Here is a 21,937-nt window from a genome sequence, read left to right on the forward strand (position 1 = left end):
CGCGGGAGAGGGGTGGGGGAGAGGGCCGGAGCTTCCACGAAGTCAGGCGCGTCGTGCTTGGCGTACGCCTGCCCTCTCCCCCGGCCCCTCTCCCGCAAGCGGGAGAGGGGAGCAAACCGCCTGCTGGGCGAAAGCCCTCAGCTGCAAAGACGCCCGCGGTCAGCGGGCGTTTTAGTTTCACTTCAAAGCTTCGCCAGCCGCTCCAGCGCCAGCGCCAGTGTTTCTTCCTTCTTCGCAAAGCAGAACCGCACCACGCCCGATTCGCGCGGCTGCGAGTAGAAGGCCGAGACCGGAATCGCGGCCACGCCGATCTCGCGCGTCAGCCACATGGCGAAGTCGGCCTCGCTCAGGTCCGAGATCGCGGAATAATCGACGCACTGGAAATACGTGCCGTCCGACGGCAGCAGCTTGAAGCGCGAGCCCGCCAGCCCGGCGCGGAAGAAATCGCGCTTGGCCTGGTAGAACGCCGACAGCTGCAGGTAGGGCGCGGCGTCGGCCATATAGTCGGCGAGGCCGTGCTGCACCGGCGTATTCACCGTGAACACGTTGAACTGGTGCACCTTGCGGAACTCGGCCATCAGCGCGGCGGGCGCGGCGACGTAGCCGACCTTCCAGCCGGTCACGTGATAGGTCTTGCCGAAGCTCGAGATGACGAAGCTGCGGCGCGCCAGCTCGGGATGGCGCGACACCGATTGATGCTGCTGGCCATCGTAGACCATATGCTCGTAGACCTCGTCCGACAGCAGCAGGATGTCGGTGCCGGCCAGGATCTGCGCCAGCTGGTCCATGTCGCCCGCGCGCCAGATCGTGCCGGTAGGGTTGTGCGGCGTGTTGACGAGGATCATGCGCGTGCGCGGCGTGATCGCGGCGGCGAGCTTGTCGAAGGGCACGCGGAACGCCGGCGCTTCCAGCGCGACCGGCACCGCGGTGGCACCGGCCAGTTCGATCGCCGGCAGGTAGCTGTCGTAGCACGGCTCCAGCACGATCACTTCGTCGCCCGGATGCACCGCGCACAGGATCGCGGTCAGGATGCCTTGCGTGGCGCCAGCGGTGACAGTGATCTCGGTGTCCCAGCTGTACTGGTGGCCATACAGGCTGGCGATCTTGGCGGCGATGGCCTGGCGCAGCCGCGGCACGCCCGCCATCGGCGGGTACTGGTTATGGCCGGCGCGCATGGCAGCGGCCACGGCATCGACGATGCTCGGGTCGCAGTCGAAGTCCGGGAAGCCCTGGCCCAGGTTGACCGCGTTCTTTTCGGCGGCGAGCGCCGACATCACGGTGAAGATGGTGGTGCCGACGTTGGGCAGGCGCGACGGCGGCGGCGTCAGTGGGGCGAGCGTGGTGTCTGCGGACATAGAGCGCGAGTCAATGCAGTGGGAACGGTAGGCGGTCAGGCGTGCGGCGGCGCAGGGCGGCGCCGCGAGCCGCCATTCTAAAGCGGATCGGCGGCCGTGGCCGGGCCCAGCGCGGCCAGCCAGGCGCCGAATGCCGGCGGCGTCATCACTTCCACGCCGCTGCTGCGGCGCAGGCGGCTGCGCAGCTTGAGCACGGCCTTGTCCTTCGACACCAGGCAGGCGGCGCCGGCAAAGTGGGCCAGCTCGACGAACTTCTGGTCATCCGTGTCCTTGCAGCGCGGCAGGCGGATCGCATCGCAGTCGGCCTGCGGCGGCGGCGCTTCGAGACTGGCGAGGCGGTCGACGGTGGCCAGCGCGGCGCCGATATCGACTTCAAAACGGGCAAATTGCGGATAGGCCAGCACCCGGCGCAGTTCCTCGCGGCAGTCGGCGCGGATCACCGGGGCGATGGTGCCGGCTTCCAGCGCGGCGCGGATCGGCTCGACATGCGGGTCCTGGAACACCAGCAGGTCCACCCAGATATTGGAGTCGAGCACCACGCGCGGCGCGGATGTGATGCCGGCGGGGCGGCCGGCGTCCCCGGCAGTGCCGGCGGGCGGGATGGTTGCGGTGGTGTCGAGGCGCATTCGCTACAATCTGGGCTTGTTTGTCCTTGGCTACTGCCGCGATTTTGCCATGCTCATCGTTTTGTCTCCCGCCAAGTCGCTGGACTACGAGACTCCCGCCCGCATCAAGTCCCACACGCTGCCGCGCTTTATCGACCGTTCCGCCGCGCTGATCGAGCGCCTGCGCCGGCTCGCGCCGCAGGACGTGGGCGCGCTGATGGACATCTCCGACAAGCTCGCGGTGCTCAACGTGACGCGCTACGCCGACTGGTCGCCGAACTTCACCGCGGCCAACAGCAAGCAGGCGGTGCTGGCCTTCAACGGCGATGTCTACGACGGCCTCGACGCGAAATCGCTGTCGGCCGACGAGCTTGGCTTTGCGCAGAAGCACCTGCGCATCCTGTCCGGCCTGTACGGCGTGCTGCGCCCGCTCGACTGGATGCAGCCGTACCGGCTCGAAATGGGCACGCGCCTGGACAATGCCGCCGGCAAGGACCTGTACGCGTTCTGGGGCGACGACGTCACGCAGCTGCTCAACGCCGACATGGCGCAGCTCAAGCAGGAAGGCGCGCCGGTGCTGGTCAACCTGGCCTCGGAAGAGTATTTCAAGGTGGTGCGGCCCAAGGTGCTGCAGGCGCGCATCGTCACGCCGGTGTTCGAGGACTGGAAGGGCGGCCGCTACAAGATCATTTCGTTCCACGCCAAGCGGGCGCGCGGCACCATGGCGCGCTACGCCGTGACGCACCGCGTGACCGAGCCGGACAAGCTCAAGCGCTTCGCCGAAGATGGCTATGCCTTCGACCAGGCGGCCTCGGACGCGACCCGCTGGGTGTTCCGCCGTCGCCTCGAAGACTGACCACGGGTCCTGAACCCATCGCCACGAGACCGCCAGCCATGCTGCATATCTCTTCGCATTTCGATTCCGGAGCCATCGAGGTCGAGGCGCTCGACCGCGCCGACGATATCCGCCTGCGCATCCGTGCCGATTCGCATGCCGACTTCCGCCAGTGGTTCCACTTCCGTTTGCAGGGCGCGGCCGGGCAGGCCTGCCGCATGCATTTCCTGAACGCGGGCGACTGCACCTATCCGGACGGCTGGCGCGACTACCGCGCGGTGGCGTCGTACGACCGCGCCAACTGGTTCCGCGTGCCGACGCGTTTCGACGGCCAGGTGATGACCGTGGAAGTCACGCCCGAGCACGACAGCATCTGGTTCGCGTATTTCGAGCCGTATCCGGATGAGCGCCACCTGTCGTTGCTGGCAAGCTGCCAGCGCTCGCCGCTGGCGCGGCTGTCGCACCTGGGCAGCACCGTCGACGGCCGCGACATGACGCGCGTCACCATCGGCGAACCCGGTCCGGGCAAGTCCACCATCTGGATGATCGCGCGCCAGCACCCGGGCGAGAGCATGGCCGAGTGGTTCGTCGAAGGCGTGCTGCAGCGGCTGACCGGCACCGGCATGTGGGCGGGCGACCCGGTCGCGCGCAAGCTGCTCGAGCGCGCGGTGTTCCATATCGTGCCGAACATGAACCCCGACGGCTCGGCGCGCGGCAACCTGCGCACCAACGGCGCCGGTGCCAACCTGAACCGCGAGTGGATGGCGCCGAGCCCGGAGTCCAGCCCCGAGGTCTACCACGTGCGCCGCGCGATCGAGGCCAGCGGCTGCGACATGTTCTTCGATATCCACGGCGACGAGGGCCTGCCGTACAACTTCGTCGCCGGCAGCGAGATGCTGCCGGGCTTCACCGAAGCGCGCCGGCGCGAGCAGCAGCGCTTTATCGAGGCCTTCAAGCGGGCCTCGCCGGATTTCCAGGACGTGCATGGCTATGCGGCCAGCAAGTACAACGCCGACGCGCTCAAGCTGGCGTCGAAGTACATCGGCCATACCTACGGCTGCCTGGCGCTGACGCTGGAGATGCCGTTCAAGGACAACGCCGACCTGCCGGATCCGGCGGTGGGATGGAATGGCGCGCGCAGCGCGCTGCTGGGAACGGCGATGCTGCAGGCGATATTGGATTACCTGGGCTGAGGCATCGGCTTGCTGGTGGTTTTCTCCCCTTGTATGTTCTCGGAACGTTGTTCTGAAGGCATTCAAGAAGAGTAGCGACCGGCAGAGTCGTCAATGTAGGATTGCTTGTTTTTCGTGGTTGGTGCGCCAAACCTGAAACCCCTCAGAGTTCGCAGCTCGTGGGAGAGCACTTGGTCAACGCACCGGCCCGTTCTATCCAATTCGTGTAACCCGAACAGTTGGCAATACCGAGTATGCATCCGCAAGGCAGGGAATCGAACCAAGGACCACGGCCCAACGCTGGAATTGACGTATCCAAAGAGCATCTCGATGCTTCCTGGAACGATCAGTGTCTGCGCTTGAGCAATGACGCCTCGGGATGGAACGAGCTGGCCGGGAAATTCAAAGCGTCCGAAGTTGATCTGGTGGTGATTGAGGCCACCGGTGGTTATGAGCGTGGGCTGGTTTGTACGCTCCAGCAGGCCGGTCTTGAAGTTGCGCGCGTGAATCCGCGCCAGGCCCGCGACTTTGCCAAGTCGATGGGCATGTTGGCCAAGACCGACCAGGTGGACGCCCGGTGTTTGCGAGACTTCGCCAACGTGCTGGCGCGCCATCAGGACCGCCAAAAGTACGTCACAGCCCGGTTGGAAGCGCATCGCGAGCAACTGACATCGCTGATGACGCGCCGCAGGCAGTTGCTGGAGATGCGTGTGGCCGAAGGCAATCGCTTGGAAAAGGCGTCGCCAGAGGCAGCACGCAGCATCCGGGCGGTGATTCGCACGCTGGACAAACAGATAGGCCAAATCGACAAGGATGTGGACTGGCACATCGAAAAGCACTTCAAAGACCAGCGTGCGCTGCTTGAAGCGGTCAAAGGTGTCGGCGCGGTGACCACCATGACGTTGTTGGCGGCACTGCCGGAGTTGGGCAAGCTGGGGCGAAGGGCCATCGGCAAGCTCGTCGGTGTTGCTCCGCTGGCCAATGACTCTGGCAAACGGCAAGGTCCACGCCGCATCTGGGGCGGACGTGGCGAAGTGCGCGCGGTGCTGTACATGGCTACGCTGTCGGCCAAGCGCTATAACCCGGCTATTGCTTCGTTCTACCAGCGCCTGCTGGCGGCCGGCAAGGCCAAGAAAGTTGCCATCGTTGCCTGCATGCGCAAGCTCCTTACCATCCTGAATGCGATGGCCAGAGACGGCGCAGTGTGGGACCCGACTAAGCATGCTATGCCGTCCGTCAAACCTTGACTTTAAACACAGTTGCTCTCCCGCTTGCGGGAGAGGGGCAGGGGGTGAGGGCAGGCGCATGGCAAGCATGATGCGCTTGCACGGAGGCCCTACTGCTTCTTCTTGCTCTTGCTGCCCGCCTTCGCCGATGTCGACTTGGTCGAAGAGGACTTCACCGACTTCGATGCCGAAGCCTTGCCCGACTTCGACGCCGTGCTTTTGCCCTTGGCCGCCTTGCGGCTCTTGCTGGCCGAGGTGCGCGTGGCGGTGGGCACCGCCGGTGCGGCGGCGGGCTCGCTGATGGTGGCGCCGCTGCTGTCGAGCAGCTCGTACGCCAGCATCATGCCGTCGTCATAGCCGCAGCGCACCTTGACCGGCTGCCAGTCGTCGCTGCCCTTGCGCTTGTGCGCGGTGGCGGCGAAGGTGACCACCGAGCTGACCGGCACCGCCTGCTTGCCCGGCGAGAAACGCCCGCTCCAGGGTTCGGTGGTGGCTTGCCCGGCGGCGAGCGCGCCGGTGGGGATCTTCAGCGCATCGTAGGTGGCCGAGCGCGGCACCACCCAGCTGGCGTGCGCGGCGCAGTCGGCCACGTCGCTGCTGGCGTTCTCGGTCTTCATCAGCTGTTCGCGCATGCGCGCGCGGTACTCGGACAGGCTGACGCGGCCGCGGTCGGGCAGGTTGATGGTCTTGGTGGGAGGCGAAGCGGAGGCTGCCGGGGCGGGGACAGCGGCGGGGCGGGCTGGGACCGGTGCGGGTGTGGCGGTTGCAGGAGCGGGCGCCGGGGTGGCGGCGGTGCCGGCGGCTTCGTCCGGCAGGTTGGCGCAGCCTGCCAGCGCGATCGCACCGGCTACGGCGGCGGCCACCATGCGCAGCCGGCTGCCGAGCATTGCGGAGATTCGTCGGATCACGGTGTTAGCGTTGTGAGCGTGTGGGCTTGCCTGGGATTGCCTGCCGGCGCCAGGGGCCGGCAGCCAGGATGGGTTCGCAAAGGATTGCCATGATAGAGGAAACCCATCTGCCAAAGTTCCTAAATCTTGTTACCCATTCTTCTAAAGCCCGGCCGACACGCCACCGCCTGCGCGAAGTGATCCCGGCGCGCGCAGGAATGTTCTGACCCGGGCTCCGGCGGCGAAGCCGTGCCCGAGGCCGCGGCGGTTTCAGGCCACGCGCGACGGCATCGCGCGCGTAAAGCGCAGCAGTTCGTCGAGCAGGCTGTTCAGGTCGTGCCGCAGCTTGGCAAAGCCGGCGGTATGCGTGAGGCCGGCCTCGTCCATGTAGAGCTTGCGGTTGACCTCCAGCTGCAGGCTGTGGCGGCCGGCCTGCGGCTGTCCGACCACGCGCACGATCTCGACGCCCTTGTACGGGTGGTTGCGCCAGACCTCGTAGCCCATCTCCTTGAGCAGCCCCTCGACCCGGTCGGTAAAGCGCTTGTCGCAGGTGGTGCCGTCGCGGTCGCCGACGACGAAATCCGGATGCTCCAGTCCGGGGAATTCGGTCGCGAACGGCGCGGCGTGGCTGGGCATCGAGTGGCAGTTGATATGCCAGGCGCTGCCATGGCTGGCGACGGCACGCTCGGCCAGCTTCTGCAGCTGCGCGTAGTAGGGCAGGTAGCAGCGCTCGATGCGCGCCTGCACCTCGGCCACGCTCAGCTTGCGGTCGTAGATCGCTTCGCCGGTGTCGAGCACGCGCCAGACCAGGCCCTTGCCCAGCCGGGTCTTGGCCGTCTCCTGTTTCGCACCGGGCCAGGGCGCGTCGAGCAGCGCTTCGTCGATTTCCTCGAGCGCGCGGTTGGCGTCGAGGTAGCTGCGCGGAAAGCCCGCGCACAGCAGCGGGATGCCGCGCGCCGGGGCGCCGGCGTAGAGCTCGTCGACAAAGGTGTCCTCGGCCTGGCGCAGCAGCGGCAGCGGCAGCGCGGGATCGGGGCGGAAGTCCGTCGGGTAGGTGGTCGCGCTGTGCGGCGAGTCCAGGAAAAGCGCCGCGGGCTCGCCCTCGGGCTGGTACAGGCAGAACGGACTGTCCGCGCTGGTTCGGTCGGTGTCGGTCATGGTGTGCGGTGCGTTCAGTCGAGCGAGATCTTGGCGGCGGCGGCGACGCGCTTGTTCTTGGCCACTTCGCTCTTGATCTGCGCGGCAAAGTGCGCCGGGGTGTCGCCCACCGGCGTGGCGCCGAGCTTCTCCAGCTTGGCCTTGACTTCCGGCAGTGCCAGCACCTTGACCGCGGCGGCATGCAGCTTGTTCTGCAGGTCGGCCGGCAGGTTGGCCGGCGCGATCAGGCCGAACCAGGCGGCGTCGTTGACTTCGCCCAGGCCGAGTTCGGCAAAGGTCGGCACATTGGGCAGCGCGGCCACGCGCTTGGGTGCGGCCACCGCGAGCGCGCGCAGCTTGCCGCCCTCGATAAACGGCAGCGACGACGGCAGGTTGTCGAACAGCACCTGCACCTGGCCGGCCAGCGCGTCGTTCAGCGCCGGGCCCACGCCCTTGTACGGCACGTGCAGCAGGTCGGTCTTGCTGCTCAGCTTGAACAGCTCGCCCATCATGTGTGAAACGCTGCCGTTGCCGGCCGAGCCATAGGCCAGCTTGCCGGGCTGCGCCTGCGCCAGCGCGATGAAGGCCTTCATGTCGGTGGCCTTGACCGACGGGTGGATGCTCATCACGTTCGGCACCGAGGCGAGGTTGGTGATGGTGGTGAAGTCCTTGGTGGCATCGTAGGACAGGCGTGGGTACACCGCCGGGTTGATGCCGTGGGTCGAGGCCGTGGCGATGCCCAGCGTATAGCCGTCCGGCGCGGCCTTGGACAGGAAGGTGGTGCCGATGCTGCCGCCGGCGCCGCCGCGGTTGTCGACCACCACGGCCTGGCCCAGCTGCTGGCCGAGCTTGTCGGCGACGATGCGCGCGACGATGTCGGTGGTGCCGCCGGCGGGGAACGGCACCACCAGCGTGATCGGCTTGGTCGGGTAGCCGGACTGGGCGGCGGCGCTGAACGACAGGCCGGTGGCAAGGGTGGCCGAGGCGGCGGCCAGGACGCGGAGCAGGTGGCGACGTTGCATGGTCTTTGTGGCGAAAGGTATCAAGTAAGAGACAAAGGCGTTTTCACGATTCTGCTCGTGCAAGCACGACCCTCGCAAACGAAATAAAATCCCTAGCTCATTCCATTTGGTCGTGAAGTAGAGGTGATTTATGCGACGCCTATGTCCGTCGCTGACCGAGTTGCACGCCTTCGAGGCGGCGGCGCGACACAACAGCTTTACCGTAGCCGCCCGCGAGCTGCATGTCACGCAGGGCGCGGTCAGCAAGCAGGTGCGCAGCCTCGAGGCCTACCTTGGGGTCGAGCTGTTCCAGCGGGTGCGCCAGCGGCTGGTGCTGACCCCCGCGGGCGAGCGCTACCTCGAGCGCATCGGGCCCAGCCTGAACGAGCTGGAAGCCGCCACGGTGGAGCTGATGGCGGGGCAGGGGCGGGGCGGCGTGCTGCATATCGCCAGCATGCCGACGCTGGGCGCCAAGTGGCTGATCCCGCGCCTGCCGCAGTTCTTCGCGCGCCATCCGGAGGTGACGCTGGAGTTCGTGCCGCATGCGCAAGGCTACGATTTTTCCGAGCCGGAGCTCGATGCCGCGATCCGCTTCGGCGATGGCGTCTGGCCCGGCAGCCTGGCCGACTACATGACCGGCCGCGAGGTGTTGCCGGTATGCCGGCCCGGCCTGCTGGCGGCCGAGCCCGATGGCGTCGCGCCGACGCCGGCGGCGTTGCTGCGCTATCCGCTGCTGCACCACACCACCGTGCCCGAGGCCTGGCCCGACTGGTTCGCCACGCTCGGCCTGCCCACGCGCGACGCGTGGAGCGGGGCGCGCTTCGACCAGTTCTCGCTGCTGACGCAGGCGGCGCTGTCGGGGCTGGGCATCGCGCTGATCCCGCGCTGCCTGATCGAGGCAGAGCTGGCCAGCGGCGCGCTGGTGGTGGCGCATCCCGCGCAGGTGCTGGCCAAGAAGGGCTATTACCTTTGCTATCCGGAGCAGAAGCAGCACCTGCCGGCGCTGCGCACGTTCAGGGCGTGGGTGATGGAGGGGGCGGACCTGGCGCGGCCCGCCTGAACGTCAGTCCACATCCGAGGTCAGCCGGCGCAACTGCTCCAGCAGCTTCGCTGCCGGCGCCGGCAGGATGCCGTGGCGTCGCCGGTACACTGCCAGCCGGCGCGGGGCCCGGGCGCCTTCGATGGGCAGCGGCAGGATCATGCCGGCCTTTTGCTCGGCCTCGTACATTGGCGCGGCCATCCAGCTGAGGAAGCCCGCGCGTGCCACCAGCGCCTTGAGCGCAATGATCGAGCGGGTTTCGGCGACGATGTCCGGCGGCGCCAGCCCGGCCCGCGCGAACAGCCGCTGCAGTTCGTCGAACGGCGCGGTGCCGCGCGGCGGCATGACCCAGCGGCAACCGGCCGTATCCGCGAGCCGCAGCGCCGGCCGGGCCATCAGTGCATGCCCGGCGGCGGCGACCACGAAGCTGCTGTCGCTCCAGGCCACATCCGCCACGGCGCAGATTTCCTCGTTTTCCGGCAGGGCGATGCCGATGGCCAGGTCGATCTCGCGCCGCAGCAGCGCATCGGCCAGGAAGTCTCCCACCCCTTCGACGATGCGCACGCGCAGCCCCGGCCAGCGTGCCAGCACCGCCTCGATCGCCTCCGGCAGCACCACGCTGGCGACGCTGGCCACGGCGCCCACGCGGATGGTGCCGGCGGCCAGCCCGCGCAGCGCGCGCACGGCCTCGGTGGCGTGCTCGGCCTCGTGGCGCAAGAGGTTGGCATGCGGCAGCAGCGCTTCGCCATAGGCTGTCAGCACCATGCCGGTGGCATAGCGCTCGAACAGCGGCGCATCCAGCTGGGCTTCCAGCCGCTGGATGGTACGGCTCAGGGCCGGCTGGGTCACGTTCAGCTGGGCGGCGGCGCGGCCCAGGCTGCCGTGTTCGCACACCGCGAGAAAGGCGAGGAGCTGGCGCAGATCGAGGGTCATGCCGAATCGTAATGACTTTGCCCCAAAACGGCAATTACAGGGCAAGGGTTGATTGTCCATACTGGCCGGCAAGCCTTGTTTCCTGATCCGCACTGGAGCTTCCGCCACCATGAACAGTTCCGCCTTGCCTGCCACCTGCGCCGCAGCCACCACCGTGCGGACCGCGGTGCTGGACCTGCTGCGCGCGTTCGGCATGACCACCATCTTCGGCAATCCCGGCTCCACCGAGTTGCCGCTGTTCCTCGATTTCCCCGACGACTTCCGCTACATCCTTGGCCTGCAGGAATCCGTGGTGGTGGGCATGGCCGACGGCTATGCGCAGGCCACCCGCAATGCGGCCTTCGTCAACCTGCACTCGGCGGCCGGTGTCGGCCATGCCATGGGCAGCATCTTCACCGCGCACAAGAACCGCACCCCGATGGTGATCACGGCCGGGCAGCAGGCGCGCTCGATCCTGCCGTTCGAGCCCTTCCTGTTCTCGGCCCAGGCCACCGAGCTGCCCAAGCCCTATGTGAAGTGGAGTTGCGAGCCGGCGCGTGCCGAAGACGTGCCGCTGGCCATTGCCCGCGGCTACTACATCGCCATGCAGCCGCCGCGCGGGCCGGTGCTGATCTCGATTCCCGTCGATGACTGGGCCCGTCCATGCGAGCCGGTGCAGCCGCGCACGGTCAGCACGGAAAGCCGCGTACAGCCCGGGCTGCTGGCGCAGATCGGCGCGGCCCTGGATGCCAGCCGCCGGCCGGCGTTCGTGGTGGGCGCCGCGGTGGACCGCGATGGCGCCTGGGACGATGTGGTGCGCCTGGCGGAACGGCACCAGGCGGCGGTGTGGGTGGCGCCGATGTCGGGGCGCTGCGGCTTTCCGGAAGACCATCCGCTGTTTGCCGGCTTCCTGCCGGCGATGCGCGAGAAGATCGTCGGGCTGCTGACGGGCCACGACCTCGTGTTCGCGCTGGGCGCGCCGGCCTTCACCTATCACGTCGAGGGGTTTGGCCCCCATGCGCCAGCGGGGGCGCAGGTGGTGCAACTGATTGACGATCCGAATATCGCCGCATGGGCGCCGGTGGGCACTGCCGCAGTCGGCAGCATCCGCCAGGGCGTGGCCGACCTGCTGGCGCGCCCCGCGCCGCCGCGGCGCGAAGCCCCGCGCCCGCGCGTGCCGGCCCCGCGCGCCGAGCCCGGGGCGCGCGGCGCGCCGATCAGCGTCGCCTATGCCCTGCAGACCCTGGCCGAACTGCGCGGGCCCGATTCCATCGTGGTCGAGGAAGCGCCCAGCGCGCGCCCGGTGATGCAACGCCACCTGCCCATCCTGCGCAGCGAGACCTTCTATACGATGTGCAGCGGCGGGCTTGGCTACGGCCTGCCCGCGGCAGTCGGCGTCGCGCTGGGCAAGCCGGGGCGCAAGGTGATCGGCCTGGTCGGCGACGGCTCCAGCATGTATTCGATCCAGGCGCTGTGGAGTGCCGCGCAACTCGGCCTGCCGATCACGTTCGTCGTGCTCAACAACCGGCGCTATGCCGCCCTGCAGGAATTTGCGCCGAGCTTTGGCTTTGGCAGCGGCGCTGCGCTGGTCGGCACGGCCTTGCCCGAGCTGGATTTCGTGTCGATCGCGCTCGGGCATGGTTGCGAGGCGGCACGGGTGACCGACGCCGCCGCATTGCGAGAAACGCTGGCGGCGGCCCTGCGGATGCGTGTGCCGACCGTGGTGGAAATCGAGGTGGCCTGAGCCGCGGCACCGGACGACAGACCAAGTACCCCTTCCAGGAGACGAGACGATGCAAAGCATCACCATGCTGATCAACGGCGAGCGCAGCCAGGCCGCCGACGGCGCCACCTTCGAGCGCCGCAACCCGCTCGATCACAGCGTGGCCACGCGGGCGCCGGCCGCCACGGCCGCCGATGCGCTGGCCGCAGCCGACGCTGCCGCGCGCGCCTTCCCGGCCTGGCGCGACACCGGTCCGGGCCAACGGCGCGACTTGCTGATGGCCGCCGCGCAGGCGCTCGAAGGCAAGGCCGAAGCGCTCGCCGCCGCGATGGCGGCAGAGACCGGCGCGTCGGCGATGTGGGCCGGCTTCAATGTGCACCTTGCCGTCGGCATGCTGCAGGAGGCCGCCGCGCTGACCACGCAGATCAACGGCGAGGTGATCCCCTCTGACGTGCCGGGCAGCCTGGCCATGGCGGTGCGGCAGGGCGCGGGCGTGGTGCTGGGCATCGCGCCATGGAACGCACCGGTGATCCTCGGCGTGCGCGCCGTGGCCACGGCGCTGGCCTGCGGCAATACCGTCATCCTGAAGGGTTCGGAGGTCTGTCCGGCCACGCATGGCCTGATCGTCGATGCGCTGGCGGAAGCGGGTTTTCCGCCAGGCGTGGTCAACTTTGTCACCAACGCCCCGGCCGATGCCGCCGCGGTGGTCGAAACCATCATCGCCCACCCGGGCGTGCGCCGCGTCAACTTTACCGGCTCGACCCGCGTGGGGAGGCTGATCGCGCAGACCTGCGCGCGGCACCTGAAGCCCGCGGTGCTGGAACTGGGCGGCAAGGCCCCGCTGGTGGTGCTGGACGATGCCGACCTCGAGGCCGCGGTCGACGGCGCCATCTTCGGCGCCTTTGCCAACTCGGGCCAGATCTGCATGTCCACCGAGCGCATCGTGGTCGATGCCAGCATCGCGGACGCCTTCGTGGCGCGCTTTGCCGCGCGCGCCGACGCCCTGCCGCTGGCGGATCCGCGCACCGGCCCGGCGGTGCTGGGCTCGGTGGTCGACATCAGCACCGTCGAGCGCTGCAACGCGATGATCGACGACGCGCTGGCCAAGGGCGCGCGCCTGGTGTGCGGCGGCAAGGCGACCGGCACGCTGATGCGGGCCACGGTGCTGGATCACGTGACCCCGGAGATGGAGATCTATCGCGAGGAATCGTTCGGGCCGGTCAAGGCAGTCGTGCGCGTGGACGGCGTGGAAGCGGCCATTGCCTGCGCCAACGATTCGGCCTACGGGCTGTCGGCGGCCGTGTTCGGCGCCGATGTGGCGCGCGCGCTGCGGGTGGCCGGCCGCATCGAATCGGGCATCTGCCACGTCAATGGCCCGACCGTGCACGACGAGGCGCAGATGCCGTTCGGCGGCGTCAAGGCGAGCGGCTATGGCCGCTTTGGCGGCAAGGCTGGCATCGATGCCTTCACCGAGCTGCGCTGGATCACGGTGCAGACCACGCCCCGGCAGTATCCGTTCTGAGGATCGCCGCAGGGCGCACGGGCAGGCAGCACAGAAAAGAAAACAGAAGACAGGAGACAACCATCATGCGATTCCCCCACCGTATTGCGCGCGCCCTTTGCGCCGCACCGTGCGCGCTGGGCCTGCTGGCTGGCGCGAGCGCGCCGGCCGCTGCGCAGGCGTGGCCGGACAAGCCGATCCGGCTGGTCGTCAACTTCCCGGCCGGCGGCGCCGCGGATACGCTGGCGCGCGGCATCGCGCCCGGTCTGTCGCAGGCGCTGAAGCGCCCGGTGGTGATCGACAACCGCCCCGGCGCCAACGGCATCGTTGGCGGCGATGCCGTGGCCAAGGCGCCGGCCAATGGCTATACCTTCCTGCTGACCTCGGGCGGAGCGGTGGCCATCGACCCCTTCCTCTACAAGAAGATGCCGTACGACCCGCTCGCGGACCTGACCCCGGTCGCGTCGGTGGCGCTGGTGCGGGTCTACCTGCTGGTGCATCCGTCGGTGCCGGCCAAGACGCTGGACGCGTTCATCGCCTATCTGCGGGCGCATCCGGGCAAGCTCAGCTACGGCTCGGCCGGCAACGGCAGCACGCCGCATATCGCTGCCGAGATGTTCAAGCGCGCCGGCAAGCTCGACGCCGTGCACGTGCCGTACAAGGGCGCCGCGCCGGCATTGAGTGACCTGCTGGCGGGACAGGTGCAGTTCATGTTCGATCCCGGCCCTGGCCTGCAGCACGTGGCCAGCGGCAAGCTCAGGCTGCTGGCGGTGGCCAGCGCGAAGCGCGCGGCGCAATACCCGGACGTGCCGACGCTGGCTGAAGCCGGCCTGCCGGAGGTGGACGGCGACTCGACCTTCGGCGTCTATGCGCCCGCCGGCACGCCGCCGGAGATCGTCGAGCGCATGAACCGCGAGATCAACCGCACCCTCGCCGGCGCGCAGCTGCAGGAAAACGTCAACAAGCTGGGTGGCGCCGTGGCGCCGCTGAGCATCCAGGCGTTTGCCGAGCGGCAGAATGCGGATCGTGCGCGCTATGGCAAGTTCATCCGGCAGGCTGGGATTTCGGTGGACTGAGGCGAGAAGAGAACAACCAGGGAATTCGAATTGCGCTGGGGTGCTCCCTCTCCCGCAAGCGGGAGAGGGAGCAAAACCGGCAGGCGCTGGCAGTGACCAGCCCTACTTCGACAACACCTTCATCGCCTGCTCCAGCCCCGCCAGCGTGACCGGGAACATCCGTCCCTTCATCAGCTGGTTGATCACGGTGATCGACTGCCGGTACTGCCACAGTCCTTCCGGTTCGGGGTTGAGCCAGACGAAGTGCGGGAACTGCTCGGTCATCCGGTTCAGCCACACCGCGCCGGCCTCGGCGTTGTTGTACTCGACCGAGCCGCCGGGCTGCAGGATCTCGTACGGACTCATGGTGGCGTCGCCGACGAAGATGATCTTGTAGTCGGGCGTGTACTTGTGCAGCAGGTCCCAGGTTGCCAGCTTCTCGGCGTGGCGGCGGCGGTTGTTCTTCCACACGTAGTCGTACAGGCAGTTGTGGAAGTAGTAGTACTCCAGGTGCTTGAACTCGGTCTTGGTGGCCGAGAACAGTTCCTCGACGCGCTTGATGTGGTCGTCCATCGAGCCGCCCACGTCCATCAGCATCAGCACCTTGACCTTGTTGTGGCGCTCGGGCCGCAGCTTGATGTCGAGCAGGCCGGCGTTGGCCGCGGTGGAGTGGATGGTGTCGTCGAGGTCCAGTTCGGTGTCGGCGCCTTCGCGGGCAAAGCGGCGCAGCCGGCGCAGCGCGACCTTGATGTTGCGCGTGCCCAGTTCGACCTGGTCGTCATAGTCCTTGTAGGTGCGCGCCTCCCACACCTTGATCGCGGTGCGGTTGCCCTTGGACGGGCCGCCGATGCGGATGCCCTCGGGGTTGTAGCCGCCATGGCCGAACGGCGAGGTGCCGCCGGTGCCGATCCACTTGTTGCCGCCCTCGTGCTTTTCCTTCTGTTCCTCGAGCAGCTGCCTGAGGCGCTCCATCAGCTTGTCGAGGCCGCCCATGGCCTCGATCTTCGCCTTTTCCTCGGGCGACAGCTCGCGCTCCAGCGTCTTCTGCAGCCAGTCGAGCGGGATGTCGGACTTCCAGTCGACCAGGCTCTCCACGCCCTTGAAGTAGGCGGCGAAGGTCTGGTCGAACTTGTCGAAGTGCTTCTCGTCCTTCACCAGCGTCATCCGCGACAGGTAGTAGAACTCGTCGATGGAGGGCGTGATGACCTGCGCCTTGAGCGCTTCCAGCATGGTCAGGTATTCCTTGACCGATACCGGCAGCTTGGCGTGGCGCAGCGAGAAGAAGAAATCGATCAGCATGGTGCCTCGCTTTCAGTCGGCGCGCCGCGTCAGCGCGGGCGCTCGAGCTGGAATTGCAGGTGTTGCCGCACCGCCGGCCATTCGCTGGCGATGATCGAGAACACCACGGTGTCGCGCAGCGTGCCGTCGGGCATGCGCATGTGGTTGCGCAGCACGCCGTCCTGCCGCGCACCCAGGCGGGCGATCGCGGCGCGGCTTTGCTGGTTCATCCAGTGCGTGCGGAATTCCACCGCGATGCAGTCGAGATGGTCGAAGGCATGGCCCAGCAGCATCAGCTTGCACTCGGTGTTCAGCGGCGTGCGCTGGACCCGGCGCGCATACCAGGTCGAGCCGATCTCGACGCGCCGGTTGGCCGCGTCGATATTCATGTAGGTGGTCATGCCGGCCAGCTCGCCGGCCGCGTCGCGCACCGCGAACGGCAGCATGGTGCCGCGCTGCTGCAGGTCCAGGCGCCGCGCGATCTCGGCCTCCATGCGCTCGGGCGCCGGCACGCTGGTGTACCAGAGCTTCCACAGCTCGCCATCGGCGCAGGCGGCGCGCAGGCCGTCGGCGTGCTCGGGGCGCAGCGGTTCCAGCGTGGCATGCCGGCCCACCAGGGTCACGGGTTGGGCCAATGCGGGGGTGGTGGTCGTGTCGGTCATCGGGCTTGGCCGTGCGCTCAGCGGTTGGCGCGGTTCATGAACACCAGGCGCTCGAACAGGTGCACGTCCTGCTCGTTCTTCAGCAGCGCGCCGTGCAGCGGCGGGATCGCGGCCTTCTTGTCCGGGCTCTTCAGCGCCTCGGGCGGGATGTCCTCGGCCATCAGCAGCTTGAGCCAGTCGATCAGCTCGGACGTCGACGGCTTCTTCTTCAGGCCCGGCAGGTTGCGCATCTCGTAGAACGATTCCAGCGCGGCGGCGACCAGCTCGCGCTTGATGCCGGGGTAGTGCACGTCGACGATCTGCTGCATGGTCTCGGCATCGGGGAACTTGATGTAGTGGAAGAAGCAGCGGCGCAGGAAGGCGTCGGGCAACTCCTTCTCGTTGTTCGAGGTGATGATCACCAGCGGCCGGTGTTTGGCCTTGACCAGCTCGCGGGTCTCGTAGACATAGAACTCCATGCGGTCGAGTTCGCGCAGCAGGTCGTTGGGAAATTCGATGTCGGCCTTGTCGATCTCGTCGATCAGCAGCACGACCTGCTCATCGGCCTCGAAGGCCTGCCACAGCACGCCCTTGACGATGTAGTTGCGGATGTCGTGGACGCGGTCGTCGCCCAGCTGGGAATCGCGCAGGCGCGACACGGCGTCGTACTCGTACAGGCCCTGCTGCGCCTTGGTGGTCGACTTGATATGCCATTGCAGCAGCGGCATGCCCAGCGCGGCGGCGACTTCCTCGGCCAGCATGGTCTTGCCGGTGCCGGGCTCGCCCTTGATCAGCAGCGGGCGCTGCAGCGTGCGCGCGGCATTGACGGCGAGCTTGAGGTCGTCGGTGGCAACATACTGGTCGCTGCCTTCGAAGCGGACCGGCTGGGAGGAGGCTTGGGCGTTGGCGGTGTTTGACATGAGGCAACCTGAGGTGGCGGCCGCTCGCGGGAGAGGGCCGGGTTGGCGTGCTGGGCGCGGTCTCTTCGCGCTGTGATGCGCGCTTTCGTTATGGAAAACAGGATTCCTGGCGGGTGCCCGCGTGCCGCTGGCGCAGCGTTCGCGAACGGTCGTGCGGATTCCCGGAATGGGCCAGTATAAAAGACCTTTGCGGTTCGTGTTGGGGCGCGCCGACAGGGTTCCGCCGGCACCGGCCGCTGGCTGGACTGGCAGGTGCCGGCTGCGGTACAATGCGGCGGTTTGACGCGCCCCCACGTCCAGTTCTCCAGTATCCGGCAGTCCGCGTTCAGAAGTCCCAGCGGCCCTTCCGGGTCGCGGCGATTGCGCGAGGTGGTTCCAGAATGGTGTTCCACTCCCCGGCAAACCGACCGGATGCGACATCTCTGGCGGGTTGCACCCCGGCCAACCGACCGGCCGCCCTGGTTGCTCCGCAGAAGCATTCTGAAACCGTCTCCGCCCGGCAGGGCAGGTCACACGGTTTAACTTCCAATCCGCAAAGACAATGAAAAAGCTCCTCACGATGGTGGTGCTGGGCGCGGCTGCAACGGCCGTGCAGGCACAGGAAGTCAAGGGCAATGGAGACGCTGCCAAGGACAAGGTTGCAATGTGCATCGGGTGCCACGGCATTCCGGGCTACCGTGCGTCCTTCCCCGAGATCTATGAAGTGCCGCTGCTGGGCGGCCAGAGCGCCAAGTACATCGAGAACGCGCTGAAGGCCTACCAGAAGGGCGAGCGCAAGCACCCCACCATGCGCAGCATCGCCGCGACGCTGACCGAGCAGGACATCGCCAACGTGGCGGCCTACTACTCGCAGCAGAACGCCGGCACGCAGAACAATTCCCTCAAGTAAGAGACCCCACATGAAGACGCTCAAGACGCTTTCGTTCGCGCTCGGCGCACTCGTGCTGGGTGCTGCCGCCATGCCGGCCTTTGCCGCCGACCTTGCCAACGGCAAGACCCTGGTCGAAAAGGGCAACTGCGTGGCCTGCCATGGCGCCGGCATGAACAAGCCGATCTCTCCCGACTACCCCAAGCTGGCCGGCCAGCATGCCGACTACCTGTATCACGCGCTGATGTCCTACCAGGTGTCGGGCAATGCGCTGGTGGGCCGCTCCAACGCGATCATGGCCGGCCAGGTCAACGCCAACCCGGCGGTCACCGACAAGGACGGCAAGCCGCGTCCGTTCACGCGCAAGGAACTGAAGGACATGGCCGCCTACATCGAGTCGCTGCCGGGCGACCTGGTGCTGAAGAAGTAACCGCCGGCGGCCAGGCCGCCTGCAGGCAACGAAGCCGCTTCGCCCGAAGCGGTTTTTTTTCGCCCGCGGCGCGCGCGCTCAGGCCTGCCGCAGCCGTTGCGCCATGCCGGCGGACATCCATCGGCCGCCGTCGCCCACGATCAGCCCGTCGATGCCGGCGCTGCCGCCGGCCAGCCGTGCCCACGCCGCCTGGCCGGCCACCATCAGCGCGGCGCCCAGTCCGTTGACCGCGGCCACGGTGGGTGCCACCAGCGTGATCCCGTGCGGCCCGGCCGACGGCAGGCCGGTGGCGGGATCGAGCACATGGTGATAGCGCCGCCCTCCAGAGACAAAGCAGCGCTCGTAGTCGCCTGACGACGCCACCACGGCATCGCGCACCTGCAGCACGCCCTGCAGCCGCGCCGGCGCGAGCGGATCGCGCAGGCCGATGCGCCAGTCGCGCCCCTGCAACTGGCCCATCGCCAGCACATCGCCGCCGCCGTTGATCATCGCGTTGGCCAGCCCGTGCCGCCGCAGCACCTGCATCCCCGCATCGAGGATCGGCAGCTTGGCGATGCCGCCGAGGTCCAGCCGCATGCCCGGGCGGGCCAGCATGGCCGTGCCGCGCCGGGCGTCGAGCCGCACCTGCCGGTAGTCCACCAGCGGGCGCTCGCGCGCCAGTTCGGCGGCGTCGGGCAAGCGGTTGCCATCCGCGCCGAAGCGCCAGCCGGCGAACGCGCCGACGGTGATATCGAAGGCACCGCGCGATCGAGCCGAAACCGCCGCGGCGGCCTGCAGCACCGCCATCAGTTCCGGCGCCACGTGCAGCGCGTGGCGGCCGGCCGCGCGCTGCAGCGCGTTGACCTGGCTGTCGGGTCGATAGCGGCTCATCAACCGTTCCAGCCGCGCCATCTCGGCAAAGGCTGCCGACATGGCGGCTTGCGCCGCAGCGTGGCAGCTGTCCTGCACGACGATGTCGACGCGCGTGCCCAGCAGGCGGCGCGATGCACGCGTGACCGAGGGATCGGCCAGCGCCGGCCGCACGAACATTGCGGTGGCGAGCAGCGGCACGCTCGCGGCGCCGCGGACGAGCGCGCGGCGCCTGTGGTCGATGGGGTGGAGGGAAGACTGTGCAGGCAGTAGGGTCTTGAAGCGCATGACGAGGAGGGTATCGATCGCGAAAGCGGCGGTGAGCCTTGCCGTGCCGCCATTCTGTCCGCGCCGCCGGAGAAAAACATGCATCGATAATGAATATTTAAAAGAACCATGACGATCATCAAGCTCGATCGCGCCATCTGCTTCGACCATCTGTAGCCGGCAGCAGCAAGCCACCACAACACAAAGCAAGCAGCAAGCCGGCGGAGCGGACTCCGCCTTTGCCATGACGGTTCGAGGAACGAAGATGACCAGGCACACGCAGCATCCCCTGCCACCCCACGATGCACCGGCCGCGCCCGGACGGCGGCGCTTTATCAATACCGCGGCGCTCGCCGGCCTTGCCGGCGTGGCGGCGTGCACCGACAACGGCGGCGCGCCGGTCGCGCCCACGGCCGCCAGCGGCGCCGGTGCCCACGCCGGCCATGCCGGCCATGCCGGCAACACGGCCACCACGGCCACCACGGTGCACCTGAAGCCCGGCGAGCTCGACACCTACTACGGGCTGTGGAGCGGCGGCCATGCCGGCGACATGCGCGTGCTGGGCCTGCCGTCCGGGCGCGAGCTGCACCGGATTCCGTGCTTCGTGCCGGACGCGCTGACGGGGTGGGGCATCACCAATGAATCGAAGCGCGTGATGGGCACGCGCGCCGACGGCCACCTGCAGTACACCGTCGGCGATACCCATCACGTGCATGCCTCGTACAAGGACGGCAACTACGACGGCCGCTACGCCTGGATCAACGACAAGATCAATGCCCGGCTGGCGCGCATCCGGCTCGACTACTTCATCTGCGACAAGATCACCGAGCTGCCCAATGTGCAGGGCTTCCACGGCATCTTCCCGGACAAGCGCGATCCGGTCGACGCCAGCATCAACTACACCACGCGCGTGTTCTGCGGCGCCGAGTTCGGCGTGCCGCTGCCCAATACGCCGACCGAGGACGGCAGCAAGTACCGCTCGCTGTTCACCTGCGTCGACGCCGAGACCATGGCGGTGCGCTGGCAGGTGCTGATCGACGGCAACTGCGACCTGGTGGCGACCTCGTACGATGGCAAGCTGGCCGCGACCAACCAGTACAACGTGGAAATGGGCGTGCGCTTCGAGGACATGATGTCGGCCGAGCGCGATGCCTGCCTGTTCTTCAACATCGCCCGCATCGAAGAAGCCGTGAAGGCCGGCAAGTTCAGGACCATCGGCGATTCCAAGGTGCCGGTTGTCGACGGCACGCATGCCGCCAACCAGGACCCGGCCACGGCGCTGACCGCCTATGTGTCGGTGCCGAAGAACCCGCACGGGGTCAACGCCAGCCCCGACCAGAAGTACTTCGTCTGCGCCGGCAAGCTGTCGCCGACCGCCACGGTGATCGAGCTGGCCAGGGTGCTCGACTGGTTCGACGGCAAGCTGGCAAAGCTGGACGACGCCATCGTCGCGGAAGTCGAACTGGGCCTGGGGCCGCTGCATACCGCCTTCGACGGCCGCGGCAATGCCTACACCACGCTGTTCCTGGACAGCCAGGTGGTCAAGTGGAATATCGACGCGGCGATCCGCTTCCACCGTGGCGACAAGAGCGCCAAGTACGTGGTCGACCGGCTCGACGTGCAATACCAGCCCGGCCACCTCAATGCCTCGCAATCCGAGACCGTCGCCGCCGACGGCAAACTGCTGGCGGTGGGTTGCAAGTTCTCGAAGGACCGCTTCCTGCCCGTGGGCCCGCTGCACGCCGAGAACGAGCAGCTGATCGATATCTCCGGCGACAAGATGGTGCTGCTGGCGGACCATCCCGTGCACAGCGAACCGCACGATTTCATCATCTTCCGGCGCGAGTTGCTGCGGCCGAAGCAGGTCTACGCGCTCGACGATTTCCCGCTGGCAATCAAGGATGCGCAGCAATCGGGCGTGTTCCGCAACGGCCGCAAGGTGACGGTGAAGCTCACCTCGCAGGCGCCGGTGTTCAGCCTGCGCGAGATCAAGCTGAAGCGGGGCGACGAGGTCACGCTGGTCCTGACCAACCTCGACAAGATCGAGGACCTGACGCACGGCTTTGCCATCCCGAAGTACAACATCAACTTCATCGTCAATCCGCAGGAGACCGCGTCGGTGACCTTCGTTGCCGACAAGCCCGGCGTGTTCTGGTGCTATTGCACCCACTTCTGCCACGCGCTGCATCTCGAGATGCGCAGTCGCATGATCGTCGAGGCCTGAGCCGGCCTGGCG

Annotated in this window: 20 protein-coding genes; 10 read left to right on the forward strand and 10 right to left on the reverse strand. The window is 67.8% G+C overall.

Annotated elements, in window-relative coordinates; genetic code table 11:
• Positions 1-182: 182 nt before the first annotated feature.
• Positions 183-1,355: a pyridoxal phosphate-dependent aminotransferase gene (locus tag A2G96_RS06515; protein ID WP_062797854.1), complete on the reverse strand. Its 1,173-nt coding sequence runs from the start codon at positions 1,353-1,355 to the stop codon at positions 183-185.
• Between the two features lie 77 nt (positions 1,356-1,432).
• Positions 1,433-1,981 carry a PIN domain-containing protein gene (locus tag A2G96_RS06520; protein ID WP_062797856.1) on the reverse strand — a complete coding sequence of 183 codons (549 nt, stop codon included), beginning with the start codon at positions 1,979-1,981 and terminating at the stop codon, positions 1,433-1,435.
• A gap of 49 nt (positions 1,982-2,030) precedes the next feature.
• On the opposite strand from A2G96_RS06520, the gene yaaA reads away from it, so the two are divergent.
• The 3 genes from yaaA to A2G96_RS06535 all read left to right on the forward strand — a co-directional run bounded on the left by yaaA (position 2,031) and on the right by A2G96_RS06535 (position 5,214).
• Positions 2,031-2,816 (forward strand): peroxide stress protein YaaA, encoded by a 786-nt coding sequence (yaaA, locus tag A2G96_RS06525; RefSeq protein ID WP_062802090.1) that lies wholly within the window; start codon positions 2,031-2,033, stop codon positions 2,814-2,816.
• 38 nt (positions 2,817-2,854) lie between these two features.
• On the forward strand, positions 2,855-3,988 hold the full coding sequence (locus A2G96_RS06530; protein ID WP_062797858.1) for a M14 family metallopeptidase: 1,134 nt from the start codon (positions 2,855-2,857) through the stop codon (positions 3,986-3,988).
• Positions 3,989-4,221: 233 nt separating this feature from the next.
• Positions 4,222-5,214 (forward strand): IS110 family RNA-guided transposase, encoded by a 993-nt coding sequence (locus A2G96_RS06535; RefSeq protein WP_062797860.1) that lies wholly within the window; start codon positions 4,222-4,224, stop codon positions 5,212-5,214.
• Positions 5,215-5,303: 89 nt separating this feature from the next.
• Here the strand turns inward: A2G96_RS06535 and A2G96_RS06540 are convergent, their stop codons facing one another.
• From A2G96_RS06540 to A2G96_RS06550, 3 genes are all read right to left on the reverse strand, one after another.
• The gene (locus tag A2G96_RS06540) at positions 5,304-6,101 is read right to left on the reverse strand and encodes a BspC domain-containing protein (protein ID WP_368013934.1); all 798 of its coding nucleotides are present in this window, start codon (positions 6,099-6,101) and stop codon (positions 5,304-5,306) included.
• A 249-nt stretch (positions 6,102-6,350) separates the two neighbouring features.
• Positions 6,351-7,238, reverse strand: a complete 888-nt coding sequence (locus A2G96_RS06545; RefSeq protein ID WP_062797862.1) for an N-formylglutamate amidohydrolase — start codon at positions 7,236-7,238, stop codon at positions 6,351-6,353.
• Between the two features lie 14 nt (positions 7,239-7,252).
• The gene (locus tag A2G96_RS06550; protein ID WP_062797864.1) at positions 7,253-8,239 is read right to left on the reverse strand and encodes a tripartite tricarboxylate transporter substrate binding protein BugE; all 987 of its coding nucleotides are present in this window, start codon (positions 8,237-8,239) and stop codon (positions 7,253-7,255) included.
• Positions 8,240-8,369: 130 nt separating this feature from the next.
• Here A2G96_RS06550 and A2G96_RS06555 point away from each other — a divergent pair, with 130 nt between their 5' ends.
• Positions 8,370-9,278, forward strand: coding sequence for a LysR substrate-binding domain-containing protein (locus tag A2G96_RS06555; protein WP_062797866.1), 909 nt, complete (start codon positions 8,370-8,372; stop codon positions 9,276-9,278).
• 3 nt (positions 9,279-9,281) lie between these two features.
• On the opposite strand, the gene A2G96_RS06560 is transcribed toward A2G96_RS06555, so the two are convergent.
• A complete protein-coding gene (locus A2G96_RS06560) occupies positions 9,282-10,190 on the reverse strand; it encodes a LysR family transcriptional regulator (protein ID WP_269465677.1) in 909 nt (302 codons plus the stop codon).
• Positions 10,191-10,299: 109 nt separating this feature from the next.
• Here A2G96_RS06560 and mdlC point away from each other — a divergent pair, with 109 nt between their 5' ends.
• From mdlC to A2G96_RS06575, 3 genes are all read left to right on the forward strand, one after another.
• Entirely contained in the window at positions 10,300-11,913 is a 1,614-nt protein-coding gene (mdlC, locus tag A2G96_RS06565; protein WP_062797870.1) for a benzoylformate decarboxylase, read from the forward strand.
• 49 nt (positions 11,914-11,962) lie between these two features.
• The gene (locus A2G96_RS06570; RefSeq protein ID WP_062797872.1) at positions 11,963-13,414 is read left to right on the forward strand and encodes an aldehyde dehydrogenase; all 1,452 of its coding nucleotides are present in this window, start codon (positions 11,963-11,965) and stop codon (positions 13,412-13,414) included.
• A 65-nt stretch (positions 13,415-13,479) separates the two neighbouring features.
• A complete protein-coding gene (locus tag A2G96_RS06575) occupies positions 13,480-14,469 on the forward strand; it encodes a Bug family tripartite tricarboxylate transporter substrate binding protein (RefSeq protein WP_062797875.1) in 990 nt (329 codons plus the stop codon).
• A gap of 102 nt (positions 14,470-14,571) precedes the next feature.
• On the opposite strand, the gene A2G96_RS06580 is transcribed toward A2G96_RS06575, so the two are convergent.
• From A2G96_RS06580 to A2G96_RS06590, 3 genes are read right to left on the reverse strand one after another with little or no spacing between them, the layout of a single operon-like run.
• Positions 14,572-15,747 carry a vWA domain-containing protein gene (locus A2G96_RS06580; RefSeq protein WP_062797877.1) on the reverse strand — a complete coding sequence of 392 codons (1,176 nt, stop codon included), beginning with the start codon at positions 15,745-15,747 and terminating at the stop codon, positions 14,572-14,574.
• A gap of 29 nt (positions 15,748-15,776) precedes the next feature.
• Positions 15,777-16,388, reverse strand: a complete 612-nt coding sequence (locus tag A2G96_RS06585) for a GNAT family N-acetyltransferase (RefSeq protein ID WP_062797879.1) — start codon at positions 16,386-16,388, stop codon at positions 15,777-15,779.
• Between the two features lie 17 nt (positions 16,389-16,405).
• The gene (locus tag A2G96_RS06590) at positions 16,406-17,287 is read right to left on the reverse strand and encodes an AAA family ATPase (protein ID WP_062797882.1); all 882 of its coding nucleotides are present in this window, start codon (positions 17,285-17,287) and stop codon (positions 16,406-16,408) included.
• A gap of 541 nt (positions 17,288-17,828) precedes the next feature.
• Here A2G96_RS06590 and A2G96_RS06595 point away from each other — a divergent pair.
• Together A2G96_RS06595 and A2G96_RS06600 are read left to right on the forward strand one after the other, a co-directional pair.
• Entirely contained in the window at positions 17,829-18,176 is a 348-nt protein-coding gene (locus A2G96_RS06595) for a c-type cytochrome (RefSeq protein WP_012352394.1), read from the forward strand.
• 10 nt (positions 18,177-18,186) lie between these two features.
• Entirely contained in the window at positions 18,187-18,585 is a 399-nt protein-coding gene (locus tag A2G96_RS06600) for a c-type cytochrome (protein WP_062797884.1), read from the forward strand.
• 78 nt (positions 18,586-18,663) lie between these two features.
• Here the strand turns inward: A2G96_RS06600 and A2G96_RS06605 are convergent, their stop codons facing one another.
• Complete coding sequence (locus A2G96_RS06605; protein WP_062797886.1) at positions 18,664-19,722, reverse strand: FAD:protein FMN transferase; 1,059 nt, start codon at positions 19,720-19,722, stop codon at positions 18,664-18,666.
• A gap of 244 nt (positions 19,723-19,966) precedes the next feature.
• Between A2G96_RS06605 and nosZ the strand changes: the two genes are divergently transcribed.
• A complete protein-coding gene (nosZ, locus tag A2G96_RS06610) occupies positions 19,967-21,925 on the forward strand; it encodes a TAT-dependent nitrous-oxide reductase (RefSeq protein ID WP_062797888.1) in 1,959 nt (652 codons plus the stop codon).
• Positions 21,926-21,937 lie beyond the last annotated feature (12 nt).

Origin of the sequence: Cupriavidus nantongensis (assembly GCF_001598055.1) — a bacterium.
Taxonomy (GTDB): domain Bacteria; phylum Pseudomonadota; class Gammaproteobacteria; order Burkholderiales; family Burkholderiaceae; genus Cupriavidus; species Cupriavidus nantongensis.

Bases quoted from the DNA above. Each gene is read 5' to 3' on its own strand.
- A2G96_RS06515 (WP_062797854.1), bottom strand. From the start codon at position 1,355: ATGTCCGCAGACACCACGCTCGCCCCACTGACGCCGCCGCCGTCGCGC.
- A2G96_RS06520 (WP_062797856.1), bottom strand. From the start codon at position 1,981: ATGCGCCTCGACACCACCGCAACCATCCCGCCCGCCGGCACTGCCGGG.
- yaaA (WP_062802090.1), top strand. From the start codon at position 2,031: ATGCTCATCGTTTTGTCTCCCGCCAAGTCGCTGGACTACGAGACTCCC.
- A2G96_RS06530 (WP_062797858.1), top strand. From the start codon at position 2,855: ATGCTGCATATCTCTTCGCATTTCGATTCCGGAGCCATCGAGGTCGAG.
- A2G96_RS06535 (WP_062797860.1), top strand. From the start codon at position 4,222: ATGCATCCGCAAGGCAGGGAATCGAACCAAGGACCACGGCCCAACGCT.
- A2G96_RS06545 (WP_062797862.1), bottom strand. From the start codon at position 7,238: ATGACCGACACCGACCGAACCAGCGCGGACAGTCCGTTCTGCCTGTAC.
- A2G96_RS06550 (WP_062797864.1), bottom strand. From the start codon at position 8,239: ATGCAACGTCGCCACCTGCTCCGCGTCCTGGCCGCCGCCTCGGCCACC.
- A2G96_RS06555 (WP_062797866.1), top strand. From the start codon at position 8,370: ATGCGACGCCTATGTCCGTCGCTGACCGAGTTGCACGCCTTCGAGGCG.
- A2G96_RS06560 (WP_269465677.1), bottom strand. From the start codon at position 10,190: ATGACCCTCGATCTGCGCCAGCTCCTCGCCTTTCTCGCGGTGTGCGAA.
- mdlC (WP_062797870.1), top strand. From the start codon at position 10,300: ATGAACAGTTCCGCCTTGCCTGCCACCTGCGCCGCAGCCACCACCGTG.
- A2G96_RS06570 (WP_062797872.1), top strand. From the start codon at position 11,963: ATGCAAAGCATCACCATGCTGATCAACGGCGAGCGCAGCCAGGCCGCC.
- A2G96_RS06575 (WP_062797875.1), top strand. From the start codon at position 13,480: ATGCGATTCCCCCACCGTATTGCGCGCGCCCTTTGCGCCGCACCGTGC.
- A2G96_RS06580 (WP_062797877.1), bottom strand. From the start codon at position 15,747: ATGCTGATCGATTTCTTCTTCTCGCTGCGCCACGCCAAGCTGCCGGTA.
- A2G96_RS06585 (WP_062797879.1), bottom strand. From the start codon at position 16,388: ATGACCGACACGACCACCACCCCCGCATTGGCCCAACCCGTGACCCTG.
- A2G96_RS06590 (WP_062797882.1), bottom strand. From the start codon at position 17,287: ATGTCAAACACCGCCAACGCCCAAGCCTCCTCCCAGCCGGTCCGCTTC.
- A2G96_RS06595 (WP_012352394.1), top strand. From the start codon at position 17,829: ATGAAAAAGCTCCTCACGATGGTGGTGCTGGGCGCGGCTGCAACGGCC.
- A2G96_RS06600 (WP_062797884.1), top strand. From the start codon at position 18,187: ATGAAGACGCTCAAGACGCTTTCGTTCGCGCTCGGCGCACTCGTGCTG.
- A2G96_RS06605 (WP_062797886.1), bottom strand. From the start codon at position 19,722: ATGCGCTTCAAGACCCTACTGCCTGCACAGTCTTCCCTCCACCCCATC.
- nosZ (WP_062797888.1), top strand. From the start codon at position 19,967: ATGACCAGGCACACGCAGCATCCCCTGCCACCCCACGATGCACCGGCC.